Consider the following 15,020-nt stretch of genomic DNA (forward strand, 5'->3'; position numbering starts at 1 on the left):
GCCAAGGGCGCGTCTCAAAGTCACCATTTTCTAAGTAGAACACTTAGAAAATCCCCTGGCTGAACCTATTTTGACTGACCTCACGGCTGAGATCGGTTCAACCTGTTACTTGATGACGATTGGTGAGGTGGTTACTTGTGAAAATAGGCCGGAACGCTGTGGGCGAACGCCCGGAGCCGAAGAGCGGTCTCCGTGCCTACTTTGAGCCGCCTAAGACGCGTCTCAAAGGTATCAATTCCCTAAGCAGCTAAAAGTCAGCTACTAAGGGAATTCCCACGGCTTAGCCTATTTTCACCACCCCTGCGGCTTACGTGGATTTAATACCTGCAGTGAGTTGTTTGATTGGCTTTGTGGTCAGCGTGGCTATTGAATGTTTAATAACGATGACTGACCTCACGGCTGAGATCGGTTTAACCCGTTACTTGATGACGATTGGTGAGGTGGTTACTTGTGAAAATAGGCCGGAACGCTGTGGGCGAACGCCCGGAGCCATAGGGCGGTCTCCGTGCTTACTTTGAGCCGCCTAAGACGCGTCTCAAAGGTATCAATTCCCTAAGCAGCTAAAAGTCAGCTACTAAGGGAATTCCCACGGCTTAGCCTATTTTCACCACCCCTGCGGCTTACGTGGATTTAATACCTGCAGTCAGTTGTTTGATTGGCTTCTGTCGGGGTTGATGATTCTTTGAACGGCGTTGAATTTAGTCAGTTGGAAAAGTTCAAACTTTCTTGACTGAAGCCGGTTTGAGTACGCCTTATCGGGCGAAAAAACTAGTGCGCTCCAACATTAATTTAGTAATAAGCGACTGTTAATTCCACTGATATTTGGAAGAGACTCCCGTGCTATTCCTCTCGATGCTGGCTTAGGTGGGCTAATGCCAGTGAGCGGTTGACACTGTTGTCTTTGAACGGTTGTGATTTGAAGTCCGACTTCGTTAGACCAAACGCTAACGTTGGCGGACTTTTTCTGTTGGTCGGCTCAGGATTGAAAATAAGCTTAATCAACATGCTGATTCAACTTATCGCACGTAACTGAGGTGGTTGTGATTCTATCCACGTAGGCGACTGGCAAGCCGGCATACTTCAGTCACTTGTCGGCGATGGCTAGTCTGGTATGATGGAGAGTATAGAGAGGGATGGTGAACATGGCGATTGGGCCCGACGACGGACGCGTCTGGGATAGCAACGGGACGCAGGAGTATCACAACTATTTTGGTACACCCACGCATGACGACCACGTGTTGTATGAGCTGCTGACGGTGGGCGTGTTTCAAGTTGGCTTGAGTTGGCAAGCGGCCGCCAGTAAGCTGCCCGTTTATCGGCGACTCTTTGCGGGGATGGATCCGCAGCTGGTCGCAGGGTTTGAAGATGAACTCGATGGTGAACGGATTGCCAATGATTCGGCGATGATCAGCAATGGCCGGAAAATTCGGGCGACTATTCATAACGCGCGGGCGATTGTGACGGTGCAACAGGAATTTGGCAGTTTCAATGATTACCTCTGGGAATTCGTGAACGGCACGCCCTTCCTGTTGCCCGCCGTCACCCGCGACGAGTTGACCAATCAATCAGCCATCGGCACGGCGGTTGCCAAGGATTTGAAACGCCGGGGCTTCAGCTTTGTGGGTCCCGTGGTGACGCATATGTTTCTACTGGCAGCGGGGCTGTTACGGGAACAGGTTATCGATGATTAAGTGAAATTTGGGTGAGAAATTTATTTGAGCCGCGAACGGTTTCCCAGGGACATGTTTGAGGGAATGCCGGTATTATGCGGTTCGTTATGAATAAATTTATATTCGATTTGTCTTGACACCGAATTAAAGTTGCATTAGACTTACAGATAAATTAAGCGATTGAAAAAAACAATGTGATCAGGAGAGTAACCACCGTCAATGGTTCCAAGAGAGCTCGCGATTTGCTGAAAGCGGGTAACCCACGGCGGGGTGAAGATGGCCTGAAATGAATTGGTATCACTGAGTCCTTGCGATGAGGTGGTAATGTCCGGCACTCATTATCGTGCACGCACTTTAAGGCGCAAGCTGGCGAGTGTTAATGAGGAGCTGGGTAATTTTTACCTAACTTGAATTAGAATGGTACCACGACAAAGTTCGTTTCTATTAATTTAGGAGCGGACTTTTTCTTTTGGTCGCATTTTTCAATCGTGGCGTTTATCTTATTGAGGATATATTTTAGAAAATAAAGGGGATTATTGGGTATGAAGAAATCATTTAAGCATTTTAGTTGGCTCTTATTATTATTGATTCCATTATTGATTGTTTCTGGCTGTGGCAAGTCTAGCAGCAGTAGTAGCAGTAAAACCGTGAAAATTGGGATCATGGGTTCCGACGAAAAAATTTGGCAACCCATCCAAAGGAAGTTGAAAAAGGAAGGCATCACGCTGAAATTAGTGACCTTTACCGACTACAACCAGCCTAACGCTGCGTTGACCAACCATGAAATTGATTTGAACTCGTTCCAACACACTTACTTCATGGACCAATGGAACAAGGCGCACAAGACCAACATCGTTTCCATCGGGAAGACCGTCCGCGCACCACTACGGTTGTACTCCAAGAAGGTTAAGAGCGTGTCTGCCATCAAGAAGGGTGACCAAATCACCATTCCAAATGACTCCACCAACGAAGGCCGGGCCTTACACTTACTGCAATCTGCAGGCCTAATCAAGGTAAACAACAAGGTTGCTTTGCCAACGCCTAAGAACATCACGCAAAACAAGTTGAACTTGAAGATTACGCCAGTCGACGCCGCCCAAACGCCACGTTCACTGACTGATGCGACTGCTGCGGTGATCAACAACGAATTCGCTTCCGAAGCCAAGTTGCCAAACAGCGAAACCATTTACAAGGAAAAGATCAACAAGGCTTCCATTCCTTACATCAACATCATCGCAACCAACAAGGCTGATAAGAACAACAAGACTTACAAGAAGGTCGTTGAAGCTTACCAGACGGCCGAAACGAAGAAGTTGTTGAAGAAGTACTACCACGGTCTCACCATCCCAGCTTGGTAGGATTAGCGCTACGAATGACGCCTCCGGGATGGTGAAAATGGACCGGAACGCTGTGGGCGGCCACGCGGAGCCAAAATGCGGTCTCCACGTTTACTTTGAGCCTCGAAGATCGAGTCTCAAAGGTACCAATTCCCTAAGCAGCACAGAACGCTACTAAGGGAATTCCCACGGCTGAGTCCATTTCACCATCCTTGCGGCTCACGTGGTGTTAAACCAACCGCACCGTTTCTTGATTGGTTTGACAGTATTGCGGTAAACTAGTTGTTATCAGTGCCTCCGGGAGGGTGTGAAGCATTGACTGTGACGTACTGGACTTGAAATGGTTTGACCGGTTGGGTATCTGCCTAGTGGAAATGACTGTGGTGGCCACGAGAAGACTAAAGTTCATGCGACGTTTTCAAATGAATCAGTCTAATGATAGAAACGCTGCAACAATGAATGAAAGTAACGATGTAACACTAATGATAGAAACACACGCACAAAGGAAGCGACCAGCCCAGTAGTTGGTTCAATCCATGTGAGCCTGGAGGGCGGTCAGAAATGGGCTTAGCCGTAGGAATTTTCTTAGCGGTTTTCCGCTTAGAAAATTGGTAGCTTTGAGACTCGGTCTGTGAGGCTCAAAGCTAAGTCTGAAGACCGCTCTTTGGCTTCAGACGTCCGCCTACAGCGGCCCGGTCCCATTTCTGACCGCCCGGAAGGCGTTGCACCGCATCCATTTGAAACAGAATTAATGAAGAAACTGCCGGCATTGGCGGATAAGGAGAATGAAGTCTGTGACTAAAGAAGCGATTATTGAATTAAAAGATATCGACGTGACCTTCCACAATAAGGGTCAAACCGTGACCGCCGTCAAAAATGTTTCCTTGACGGTCAACCGCGGGGACATCTACGGGGTCGTGGGGTATTCCGGCGCCGGGAAGAGTACGTTGGTGCGGGTCATCAACCGTCTTCAACGGCCAACTGCCGGCACTGTCGAAGTTAGTGGTCAGAACATTTTGGACCTGAAGGCAAAAGACTTGCGGGTCGCCCGGACGAAAATTGGGATGATCTTCCAACACTTTAATTTGATGGCCTCCCGCACGATTGCCGATAACGTGGGCTACCCCTTAAAGGGCGGCGACTTATCTCGCGAAGAACGCCAACAGAAGGTTGCCCACCTGTTAGACCTGGTTGGGTTGACGGAAAAGGCTGCGGATTATCCCGCCCAACTTTCCGGTGGTCAGAAGCAGCGGGTTGCCATTGCGCGGGCCCTGGCGAATGATCCCGAAATCTTGATCAGTGATGAAGCCACGAGTGCCTTGGACCCCAAGACGACCTCATCCATTTTGGAATTGTTGAAGCGGTTGAACCGCGAACTGGGCCTGACCGTGGTACTGATTACCCATGAAATGGAAGCCGTGAAGGAAATCTGTAACAAGGTTGCCGTCATGGACGATGGCGAAATCATTGAACGCGGCGACTTGGTCACCATCTTCAGCCGTCCGGAACAGCCACTGACGCAGGACTTCATTAATACTGCCACGCAGATCAATCAAGCACTGGAAAAGATTTACAAACAGGCGCGGACTTTGGGCCTGGACGACCACCAACAGTTGGTTCAGCTGCAGTATGTCGGTGCCAGCACCGATGCACCACTGATTACCGACCTGTACAAGCGCTATGGTGTGGTTTCCAACATTCTTTATGGGAACGTGGAAATCTTGCAGGATACGCCATTGGGTAATCTGATTGTCGTCATGACCGGGGATCCCGATAAGCTACAGGCCGCTTGGCAATACTGTCAAGACGCGGGTATCACCATTACGCATTTAAAACCAACTGATCCGGAGGTGGCCTAAATGAATTTATTTGCAAAATATTTCCCCAACGCTGTTACCATGAAAAGCGACTTTCTGCAGGCCACTGGCGAAACGCTCTACATGACGTTCTTCACCGCCGTGGTCGCTGGGATTATCGGGATGGCCATTGGGATTGGGTTGATTGTGACCCAGCCGGGTGGGATTCTCGAAAATCGGGTTGTTTATAACATTCTCGATAAACTGGTTAACCTGTGTCGGTCGATTCCGTTCGTTATCTTACTGGCCGTAATCGCACCACTGACGCGGCTGATTGTCGGAACGGCCATCGGGACCACCGCGGCCATCGTGCCATTGGTGATTGGCTCTGCGCCATTTTACGCGCGGCAGATTCAAAATGCCTTGTCAGAGGTCGACCGCGGGGTGATTGAAGCCGCTGAATCCGTGGGTTCTGGTCCAATTGCCATCATCTTTCGGGTCTACCTGCGTGAAGGCTTGCCGGACATTATCCGTTCGTCCGTCCTCACGCTGATCAGTCTGATTGACCTGACTGCCATGGCCGGTGCCATCGGTGGTGGTGGCTTAGGGAACCTGGCCATCAACGTGGGTTACAGCCGCTTTGAAAGCGACGTTACCTTCCTGGCAATGTTGATCATTCTGGTGATTGTGTTTGCTATTCAACTAATTGGTGACCTCTGGGCGCGTAAAGTGGACCACACGGCCTAGCACAACCAGATTAAACGTATGACTAAATATAGACAAAATCAATCCTGTTTTGAATGGATTGGTTTTGTCTATTTTGTGTGTCCGGATTGTTCGCTGGTTGAATGGGTTTGGCACTTAGCAGTCGGCCGTGTGCGCGAGAATGGTCGGGAAGGGTGGTGAGAGCGGGGACGCTCGCAAGCCCGGGTGGCGGGGATTCATAAGCTATTTTATATAACAAAATAAATTTTCAGCGACAGGGAATTTACCCCGTTTTTGCCGCCAAATTCTAATAGAGTTTCGGTAAAATATAAAAATTACAACTGCCGAGAACTGATTTCGAAGTGGCCGCTTCAGTGGAAAGCGACCAAGCGAAAAGGTGGAACGATTTGGGGTGGCGGGGTAAATGTCGGTCAGTCGCATGACTGCGTTTACGCCAGGCTGATCCAAACGAAGATGCATACTTTTGTGGTGTGAGAGAGAAAGGATTTTTGCTAGTTTTGAAAAATGTAGGTGCACCAACTGAAAACGTCATGAAGGGGATCTTCTGGGCGACCGTGGCTTCGGCCATGTTTGGGGTCTCGGGAACGGTCTTACAATTTATTTCGCAGGGCCAATCCATTCCGACCAGCTGGTTTCTGTCCGCCAGAACGATGGGCGCTGGGGTTATTTTATTGTTAATCAGTGTTATCTTATATGGTAAGAAGACGTTTACGATCTTTAAGAGTTGGCGAGAGATTGCCTGGATTGTGGCTTACGCGTTGATTGGATTGGGCGCAAATCTTTTAACCTTTTACATTGCGGTGCAGTCCGGAAACGCTGCCGCGGCAACTATCTTACAATACTTAAGCCCCTTATTTATCGTGCTGGGTAGCTTGCTCTTCAAGCATGAACGGCCACTCCGGAGTGACTTGATTGCGTTTGGTGTTGCCTTAATCGGGGTGTTTCTCGCAATTACGCGGGGCGATATCACGCAACTGGCCATCCCGGTGGATTCCCTCTTGTGGGGGATTGGTTCCGGGATCACGGCGGCCTGTTATGTCGTTTTGCCGCGGCCACTGGTCCGTGACTATGGTCATGCGCCGATTACTGTGTTAGGCTGGGGAACGTTTATTGCAGGGATTGTCTTCAACCTGTACCATCCCGTTTTCTTAAACATGCCACCGATGACTGGGACATTGATTGGGTCCATGGCGACGGTGATTATCGTGGGGACCATTTTACCGTTCTCACTGATTCTATACAGCACCCACTTTGCGCCGTCCGATGTGATTAGCATCGTTGACGCCACGCAGCCAGTGGTGACATTTATTTTATCCATTATTTTCCTGAGTTTAAAAATTACGATTGCGGAAGTGATTGGCTCCGTGTTAGTGATTGTGGCCATTTACTTGCTGCAACAGGGACGGCGGAAGATTGAGACACAGTTTGAACGTGAAAATTAGGGAGTGAGAGAATGACGACCTTTGATTGGGTGCGTCATGGTCAAACGCAAGCAAACGTTGACCACATTATGCAAGGACAATTGGATACGGCGGCGACGCATTTGACCGTCAATGGGTTACAGCAGGCCGAACGACTGGCTCAGTGGCTTCAGGGTGGCCACTACGACCAGCTGGTTAGTAGTCCCTTACATCGGACCCGACAAACGACGGCGGCCTTAACGACGAAGCTAGACGTGTTACCGCAGTTCGATGACCGGTTAATGGAGGCCGACTATGGTCGCTGGACCGGCGAGGATTTTCGGGTGCTCCAGGAACACCAACCGGGCGACTTTGATCCGGTGACGGGGGAGGCCTTGCCAGATGTCTTGGTAGCGGCGGGCGGCGAGAGCTACACCGCAATTCAGCGACGCGTCGGGCAATGGCTGGCTGAGGAAGTCGTCGACCACCCGGATGACCATATTCTGGTGGTTAGTCACGGATTGACGATCAAAGCCACAGCGTTAATGATGTTGAACGCGGCACCAACCACGGCGTTGCCAGAACCCGGAAACACCAGTGTGACCCGAATGGTGATTGATCCAGAGACTGGCCGGCGTTATTTGCGGTCGTATGGCGTGACGGCGCAGTTTAGCTAGTCCGATTTATGGGTGAAAGACGGTTCAGGCATAGTGGAGGCGATAGCCATGACATTGGTGATTCAACAGAGCGATTTTTGCGAGCACGTTCAAAAATATTTGGACTGCGTGACTGATGATGATAAAACGATTCATGTTGCTAGGCCTGGTCGTCGAGCGGTTGTGATTGTGTCGCAGCAAAAGATGAGTTGGTTAGAAGCGGCTGTTCAAGCTAAGAAAGATTCCTTGGAATATGCTGTGGCTAGAGACCAATTAATTAAGTGCGGCGTACTTGCCGATGATGAGGTAGTCGAAGCTGATGACCGGTTTTGGAATCAGTTTAAAAATTAAGAGATAAATCAATTCTCAATAACGTCTAATAACTGACAATGAAAAATAACCCCGCCAACTAAGGCGAGGTTATTTTTAGGTTGAAACAGCCGGTTACTTCTTAAGGTTATCTTCCACGTAAGAACGAACATCTGCGTCGCTCTTAGCATCGATTTCCTTCATCGAAGCTTCAGATTCATCGGTGTTGTGACCATTGGATTCCATGAAGTGATCCCAGAGTGCGTCACGAACAGGTAACTTTTGATCGGACCAGTCGAATACTTCACTCATTTTTTCATCCAATAAAGCAGTCTTTTCTACAACAGCCATAACCATTACCTCCAAAAAAAATTTGGGGTCAGTGTATCTGTGATTGGCATGGGTATCACCGGCTTCAATTTTCATGGTAGTCCTTTTTCAGCAGAATGGTAAATATTTTGCCTAATCTAAGCGGGTTAGTTATTGTACCGCCACAATCATTTCGGGAAAATGGTGGGGTGATGGTCGGCCGAAAACGATGCTGGACGGGAACTTGTGGCGTGAGTGGACTCGGATTATTTTTAGGAAGCAGGCACTCATCCGACTTAAATAATCAGGCCGAAATTAATTTATGACGATTGGCACAGAATTTTTCCGGTCGCAAAGTGAGGGCCTTTGCCGTAAACTAAGGGCAACAAGTAAAAATCGGAAAAGGATGACGCAAAGATGGACACCCCAGCAATTACCATAACCAATTTAATTTGGAGCTTTGACCGGACTACCCAGCAGGTTAATTTGTTGCTGATCAAGCGTGCTGAGGCGCCTTTTCAAAATGACTGGGCGTTACCCGAGACGGTCATGCGGGCGACTGAAAGTGCCGATGACGCCGCTCTCAGGTTGGTTCGCGAAAAGATTGGGTTGGATCTGGCCCGGTTTCATACCGAGCAGCTGGCAACGTTCACCCAGCCACAGCGTACGCCAGCCGCACGTGAAGTCTCCCTGGCCTATTTGACCTTTTTGCCGACCAGACCGGTGCTAACGCCGAGCTATGGGGCGGTCGCTGCCAAATGGTTCGCGCTCAACGACCTCCCAGTGGGATTAACGTTAACGGATGGTGACCTGAATTTCACGTTACCCAACGTTGCTACAGCACAAGCCTATTACCAACTGCCTCGGCCAGAAATGGCCCTGGCCTTTGACCATGATTGGCTGGTGCAAGTGGCGGTAACACGTATCCGGAACAAGCTAGATTATCAGCCAAATATTCTCCTGATTTTGGGGGAGTCCTTCACGCTAAAAGAAGCGCGACTAGTTTTTGCCACTTTCTTACAGCAACGACTGACCGATTTAGATAATTCAAACTTTCAAAAGACCCATCAACATTTACTGATGGAAGTGGGAACCAGTAGTGCCCAACACCCAGGCCGACCGGCGAAGGTCTATCGACTGAATTATTTGTGATTGACATTGCCGGGAAAGTCCAGTATCTTGAATGACAAGAGAATAAAAGCTGAGTCAACTTTTATTTTTATTGCAATAAAAGTAAATATTACTTTTATTATATTTGGGGGAATTGGATGCACTTATTGAAGAAGTATTGGCTGTTGGCCATCGTGGGAACAGCCTGGTTATTTGATGCCATGGACGTGGCGATGTTGTCCTTTATCATGCCGTTGATCAAGACGGAATGGCAGCTTGCGCCGGCACAATTGGGACTGGTCGGGGCCGCAACCTCGCTAGGAATGGTTTTGGGCGCACTGGTCTGCGGGGCTTTAGCCGATCGGATCGGGCGCAAACAGGTGTTGATCTTGACGCTCGTCATTTTTTCCGTGGGCAATCTGTTACTGATCATGACGCCCAACGTCACGGCGTTTATTGCGGTGCGTTTTCTAACGGGAATCGGCCTGGGTGGCGAACTTCCAGTCGCGGCTACGTTGGTTGCTGATAGTTACGCCGGCACGGAACGGTCGAAGATGTTGGTCCTCGCTGATAGTTTTTGGGCCATCGGTTGGATTGTTGCTTCCGTCCTGGCCTTTTGGGTGATGCCCTTAATTGGTTGGCGGATGACCGTGTTAATCACGGCCGGAACCATTTTGTACACGTTACTGTTGCGGCGTCATTTACCAGACACGCCGGTCAAACCACAGCCACGGTCATCGTATAAGACGCTGTGGCGGTCACCGGTCTTACGGCGAAAGACCTTACTGTTAGGCGTCTTGTGGTTCATTGTCATGCTCACGTACTACGGTATGTTCCTGTGGTTGCCGAGTTTATTGGTGATGCGCGGGTTCGCCATCGTGCATAGCTTTAGCTACACGCTAATGATGAGCCTGGCACAGTTGCCCGGCTACTACCTGGCCGCCTACTTGATGGGCAAAATCAGTCGTAAATCTGTCCTGACGATTTATCTGAGCGGGACGATTGTCAGTGCGTTAGCCTTCAGCCTGGCTGGCAGTAACCTGGCCATCCTCGTGAGTGGGGCTTGGCTGTCGTTCTTTGATTTGGGGGCGTGGGGCACGTTAATCGCGTTGACGCCCAGCCAATTTCCACAAGCCATTCGGGGAACGGGGATGGGCACCGCGCAATCCATTGGCCGGATTGGTGCGACCATCGGACCGTATTTGGTTGGCCTCTTGTTGCAAATGAAGGTGCCCTTAACCGGTATCTTTGGCATCTTCGTTGCGCTCTTGTTGTGTGGGATTGGGATCCTGCTGTGGGGGATACAAGACGTTGCTGATCAGCCGCAGGAAGGTGCCACCCATGAAGCACACTCCTAGGTTCCTGCAAGCCGATATCGAACGCTTTCTCGCCGAAGACATTGGTCGTGGAGATCTTAGTACCTTAACGTTGCCGGACCGGGTCGTGACGGCCGAAATTATGGCGAAGCAAGCCGGTATCTTGGCGGGGCAGGATCTGCCACCCGTGATCTACCAAACGTTAGAGGCCCAGGCAACGTATGAACGCTGTGTGGCCGACGGCGAGTGGGTCACGGCGGGAACGGTGGTTGGTCGGATGACGACTAACATTGTTACGTTGCTGGCGGGTGAACGGGTCATGTTGAATCTGATGCAACGGATGAGCGGGATTGCGACCGCCACGCACGCGGCCATCGAGACGCTGAATGATCCGCGGATCGCCATTCTGGATACCCGGAAAACGCTGCCTGGACTCCGGCAATTTGATAAGGCAGCGGTCGTCATGGGTGGCGGCCAAAATCATCGCTTTGGACTTGATGATGCCGTGATGCTCAAGGACAACCACTGGGCGTTGATCACGGACTTGCCTGCGACGGTGCGGGCGCTACGCCAGCAGATTGGTCCCACTAAAATAATTGAGGTTGAAGTGGAGAATTTAGCGCAACTCCACGCCGCCGTGGCCAGTCAAGTGGATATGATCATGATCGACAATCAAGCTCCCGCGACAGTCCGTGCTTGGCGCCAATTGATTCCCACTAGTATCAAGGTGGAGGCGTCCGGCGGCATTACGCTCGTCACATTGGCTGGTTATGCCCACACGGGGGTGGACTACCTCTCGTTGGGGTATCTTACCCACAGTGTGACGGCGCTCGATTTGGCGTTGGAAATCGCTGGTTCGTAAGCTTTTTAGCATGGTTCCAGGTTGACCCAAAAAATGTCAGGTGACGGGAATGTCGTCGCTTGACATTTTTTGTGGTCGATTTTTAGAAACGAGCAGCGTAGGCTAAGAGGGTGACGCCAGTTTATGAGATTCTTAAATTGGATTTAGAGGGGTAGTCAATAATGAAAGTGATAACATTAGCGCCAATCTCGGCAGACGCCAGGCAGGCGATGCAAACAAAGTTAGATGGTTTGGGGAAACCGATTCACGGTTTGGGGAAGTTGGAAACGTTAGCGGTCGATTTGGCCGGCATCGAAGGCACCACAGATTTGCGAGTAGCCAAGCGGTGTTGTTTGATCTTTGCCGCTGATCACGGTGTCGTGCGGGAGGGGGTGTCCGCAACTCCCGCCAAAGTGACGGCCATTCAAGCCATCAATTTACTGAACGGACATACGGCCGCCGGTGCCATGGGAACCGCGGTGGGGTGTGAGTTGCAAGTTGTCGACGTGGGCATTGCGGCCGATTTGACCGATCCACGCTTGATTCACCGCAAGATTCGGCACGGTACGCGTAACATGGTCGAGGAGCCAGCGATGACCCTCGCGGAAGCTCAGGCGGCCATCGACGTGGGGATGACAACGACGCAGGACGCCATCGCTGCGGGCAACCAACTCATTTTGATTGGTGAGCTGGGCATTGGCAACACCACCACGGCCGCCGCAATCCTGGCTTGCGCGCTACGGGTGGCCCCAAAGCAGATGGTGGGGCGGGGGTCAAACATTTCGGATCAGCGTTGGGCCCACAAGGTAGACGTCGTGACCACGGCATTGGACCGCTGGCAACCGGATGCCACGGACGCGCTAGACATTTTACATAAAGTTGGTGGGTATGAGATTGCCGCCAAAGTAGGCGCCATTCTGGCAGCCGCTCAGGCGGGAGTTCCCCTGATTATTGATGGCTTCATCTCGCTTGCTGCGGTCGTTCTCGCGGAATTATTGGCGCCCGACGTTCGACATCACGTACTGGCCTCCCATCAATCCCGCGAACCCGGCTCACAGATTGCGATGCAGCGGCTCGGGTTAACGCCCCTGTTGGACTTGGATTTAGCCACGGGTGAGGGAACGGGCGCCCTACTGATGTTGCCGCTGATTGACGTGCTCCAAGCGGTTTTGACCGGCATGAACACGCAGGCTGATTTGGACTTTGGGTACCAACCTTAAAGGACGGCGGGACAATCTAGGTATTGACGCTCCGCAACGAAACCGGCAAAATGAAGATGTTAGCGCTAGCAAGATTGGCGCAAGAAAGGTGAGATTACGGTGAAGTATCGAAAATTTGGTAAAACTAATTTTAATGCGAGTGAGGTGTCACTTGGAACTTGGCAACTGGGTTCTAAATGGGGCGATCCCTTCAACGAACAGGACGCGCAGAATACATTAGCTGCGGCCTACGATGCCGGTGTCAACTTCTTTGATACCGCGGATATTTACCAGGACGGTCACAGTGAACGGGCGCTGGCCAAATTTATCAAGGGCAAGCAAGACAAGGTATTCGTGTCGACCAAGGTTGGCCGGAAGCTCGACCCCCACGTGGCCAGTGGCTACACGAAAGCCAATATTACGAAATTTGTTGAAGAGAGCCTGACTAATTTAGACGTCGACGCCCTCGACAACGTGCTGTTGCACTGCCCACCAACCCCCGTTTACTATGAGCCAGAAGTCTTCTTCGCGCTGGACGAATTGAAAAAATCTGGAAAAATCAAGAACTACGGTGTCTCCGTGGAACGGGTCGAGGAAGCCATGAAGGCCCTGGACTACGATATTTCCGCCGTCGAAATTATTTACAACATGTTCCGCTTACGACCAGCGGATAACTTCTTCAAGATGGCCCAGGCCAAGAACGTTGGGATCATTGCCCGCGTGCCGTTAGCGAGTGGCTTGTTGAGCGGGAAATACACCCTCGATACCACGTTTGGTAAGGCCGACCACCGGAACTTTAACCGCCACGGTGAGGCGTTTGATCAAGGCGAAACGTTCTCCGGCGTGGATTATGAGACTGGGGTGAAGGCGGCTAACGAGCTCCACGAACGGTTAGGCTTAGACCAGCCGCTCGCGCCATTGGCCTTGCGGTACATTCTGATGGCCGATGCCGTTAGCACGGTGATTCCAGGGGCTTCCAAGCCAGAACAAATTACCCGCAACGTGGCCGCAGCGGAGTTGCCAGCCTTCACGGCGGACCAAATGGCCATTGTCCGTGACGTTTACAACAAGTACATTAAGAACCCGGTTCAGTACAAGTGGTAGGCATTCGCTAAATAAGGACGCGGAAGTCTGCTGAGGCATGACGATGCAGACTGAACGTTTGTAAAACTGAGCAAAACAAAAGGTCGGACCACCACAATAGCTGTGGCGCGCCGACCTTTTTAATGGCGATTATTAGGCGACTTGTAAATCTAGCACCCAATTATCCGCTTGTTTATTCTTATTAATGGTGGCTGGATCTCCAACCAAGTTTTCGTTGACCTTAACGACGGTCCCAGCAAAGGGCGTCTTGAAATTCTCGACGGCCTTATCGCTTTCAACTTCCAGGATATCATCGCCAGCGGCAAGCACGTCGTCAGCTAGAATGGGCAGGTCGGCAAAACTAATGTCACCGATTTGCTCAAGTGCATCGCTGGAAAGGCCCATCCGGTAGTGACCTTGGTCACGTTGTTCCAGCCAAACGCCATCTTTGATGGTCAGTTGCGGTGCGGCAGGGGCTTTGTTGCCACGGAACCAGTTAATCAATCGTTGCCAAAAAGATTGTGGGTGTTCAGTCATCGTAAATTCCTCCCTAATGTCATTGCTAACTTCTAGTATACCCTTCACGTGTAACCGCTGACAATAACTTGCTCAGGATGAAGGTGCATGCTACACTGAAAATAATTTCACTGAGGTAGGATAAGGTGTCAAAGAATTGCAGCGACATGCTTACAAAATTAGGTGAAAATGCCACCTGCGGCTGCCAGAGATTCCGGCTGCTGTGGGGACCGCCTGCGGCCTGAGAGGCGGTCCTCCGGCTCGGTTTAAAGCCTGTCCAAAATCGACAGTCTTCAAACACGTCCCACGCTGTAACCTGAGAAGGGCACTCAGCCAACACCGTCGACACAGCTGCCTGCATCTCTGTCCTCCTCCGGTTACGATTGTTCTTCAACATGACATTGAGGCGATTACCGGTGGCCAATAACGTCTATCCATGTTATTGGCCACAGCGTTCCAGCCTAAATTTGGTGAACGGTAATTCAGCAGGTTTAGAAAGGATTGCCAGTTTCCGAATGTTATAATTCATCTATGTAGGGGTGAAGCCGATGCTTTAGCTTTCAACCTAATTGGATGATATTTTAAGATAAACAACAGGTACATTCAATAACAGTAACAAACTGAACACTGCAAGAAAAGTCGTCATTGCTGTGGTCAATGTAGCCTTGTGGTTCTGACGGAACCGGAGGCAGTTAGGTGCCGAACCCTGTGAAAGTGGTGTTAAGCTGGTGATTTTCCAGCTTTACAGCACG

The 15,020-nt window shown here is 50.6% G+C and carries 14 protein-coding genes; 12 read left to right on the top strand and 2 right to left on the bottom strand.

From position 1 onward, the window contains the following. The first annotated feature begins 1,142 nt into the window (after positions 1–1,142). From EKM99_RS03065 to EKM99_RS03095, 7 genes are all read left to right on the top strand, one after another. Positions 1,143–1,691 carry a DNA-3-methyladenine glycosylase I gene (locus tag EKM99_RS03065; RefSeq protein ID WP_125580835.1) on the top strand — a complete coding sequence of 183 codons (549 nt, stop codon included), beginning with the start codon at positions 1,143–1,145 and terminating at the stop codon, positions 1,689–1,691. A 521-nt stretch (positions 1,692–2,212) separates the two neighbouring features. Next, the gene (locus tag EKM99_RS03070; RefSeq protein ID WP_125580837.1) at positions 2,213–3,028 is read left to right on the top strand and encodes a MetQ/NlpA family ABC transporter substrate-binding protein; all 816 of its coding nucleotides are present in this window, start codon (positions 2,213–2,215) and stop codon (positions 3,026–3,028) included. Positions 3,029–3,801: 773 nt separating this feature from the next. Next, positions 3,802–4,866, top strand: coding sequence for a methionine ABC transporter ATP-binding protein (locus tag EKM99_RS03075; protein ID WP_125580839.1), 1,065 nt, complete (start codon positions 3,802–3,804; stop codon positions 4,864–4,866). After that, complete coding sequence (locus tag EKM99_RS03080; protein WP_125580841.1) at positions 4,867–5,550, top strand: methionine ABC transporter permease; 684 nt, start codon at positions 4,867–4,869, stop codon at positions 5,548–5,550. Between the two features lie 509 nt (positions 5,551–6,059). Further along, positions 6,060–6,971: a DMT family transporter gene (locus EKM99_RS03085; protein WP_125580983.1), complete on the top strand. Its 912-nt coding sequence runs from the start codon at positions 6,060–6,062 to the stop codon at positions 6,969–6,971. Positions 6,972–6,982: 11 nt separating this feature from the next. After that, positions 6,983–7,606: a histidine phosphatase family protein gene (locus EKM99_RS03090; RefSeq protein ID WP_125580843.1), complete on the top strand. Its 624-nt coding sequence runs from the start codon at positions 6,983–6,985 to the stop codon at positions 7,604–7,606. A 48-nt stretch (positions 7,607–7,654) separates the two neighbouring features. Further along, on the top strand, positions 7,655–7,936 hold the full coding sequence (locus EKM99_RS03095) for a type II toxin-antitoxin system Phd/YefM family antitoxin (RefSeq protein ID WP_125580845.1): 282 nt from the start codon (positions 7,655–7,657) through the stop codon (positions 7,934–7,936). 93 nt (positions 7,937–8,029) lie between these two features. Here the strand turns inward: EKM99_RS03095 and EKM99_RS03100 are convergent, their stop codons facing one another. Further along, positions 8,030–8,245, bottom strand: coding sequence for a P8 family protein (locus EKM99_RS03100; protein ID WP_125580847.1), 216 nt, complete (start codon positions 8,243–8,245; stop codon positions 8,030–8,032). A gap of 375 nt (positions 8,246–8,620) precedes the next feature. On the opposite strand from EKM99_RS03100, the gene EKM99_RS03105 reads away from it, so the two are divergent. From EKM99_RS03105 to EKM99_RS03125, 5 genes are all read left to right on the top strand, one after another. Next, the gene (locus EKM99_RS03105; RefSeq protein ID WP_125580849.1) at positions 8,621–9,355 is read left to right on the top strand and encodes an NUDIX hydrolase; all 735 of its coding nucleotides are present in this window, start codon (positions 8,621–8,623) and stop codon (positions 9,353–9,355) included. A 116-nt stretch (positions 9,356–9,471) separates the two neighbouring features. After that, positions 9,472–10,671 carry an MFS transporter gene (locus tag EKM99_RS03110; RefSeq protein ID WP_125580851.1) on the top strand — a complete coding sequence of 400 codons (1,200 nt, stop codon included), beginning with the start codon at positions 9,472–9,474 and terminating at the stop codon, positions 10,669–10,671. Beyond that, positions 10,655–11,491: a carboxylating nicotinate-nucleotide diphosphorylase gene (gene nadC / locus EKM99_RS03115; RefSeq protein WP_125580853.1), complete on the top strand. Its 837-nt coding sequence runs from the start codon at positions 10,655–10,657 to the stop codon at positions 11,489–11,491. Before EKM99_RS03110 ends, nadC begins: the two co-directional genes overlap by 17 nt. 161 nt (positions 11,492–11,652) lie before the next feature. Further along, complete coding sequence (gene cobT / locus EKM99_RS03120; RefSeq protein ID WP_125580855.1) at positions 11,653–12,690, top strand: nicotinate-nucleotide--dimethylbenzimidazole phosphoribosyltransferase; 1,038 nt, start codon at positions 11,653–11,655, stop codon at positions 12,688–12,690. 99 nt (positions 12,691–12,789) lie between these two features. Further along, complete coding sequence (locus EKM99_RS03125; protein WP_125580856.1) at positions 12,790–13,773, top strand: aldo/keto reductase; 984 nt, start codon at positions 12,790–12,792, stop codon at positions 13,771–13,773. Positions 13,774–13,905: 132 nt separating this feature from the next. On the opposite strand, the gene EKM99_RS03130 is transcribed toward EKM99_RS03125, so the two are convergent. After that, positions 13,906–14,289 (bottom strand): glycine cleavage system protein H, encoded by a 384-nt coding sequence (locus EKM99_RS03130; protein ID WP_125580858.1) that lies wholly within the window; start codon positions 14,287–14,289, stop codon positions 13,906–13,908. Positions 14,290–15,020: the final 731 nt, after the last annotated feature.

Origin of the sequence: Levilactobacillus cerevisiae (assembly GCF_003946245.1) — a bacterium.
In the GTDB taxonomy this organism is placed as follows: Bacteria; Bacillota; Bacilli; order Lactobacillales; family Lactobacillaceae; genus Levilactobacillus; species Levilactobacillus cerevisiae.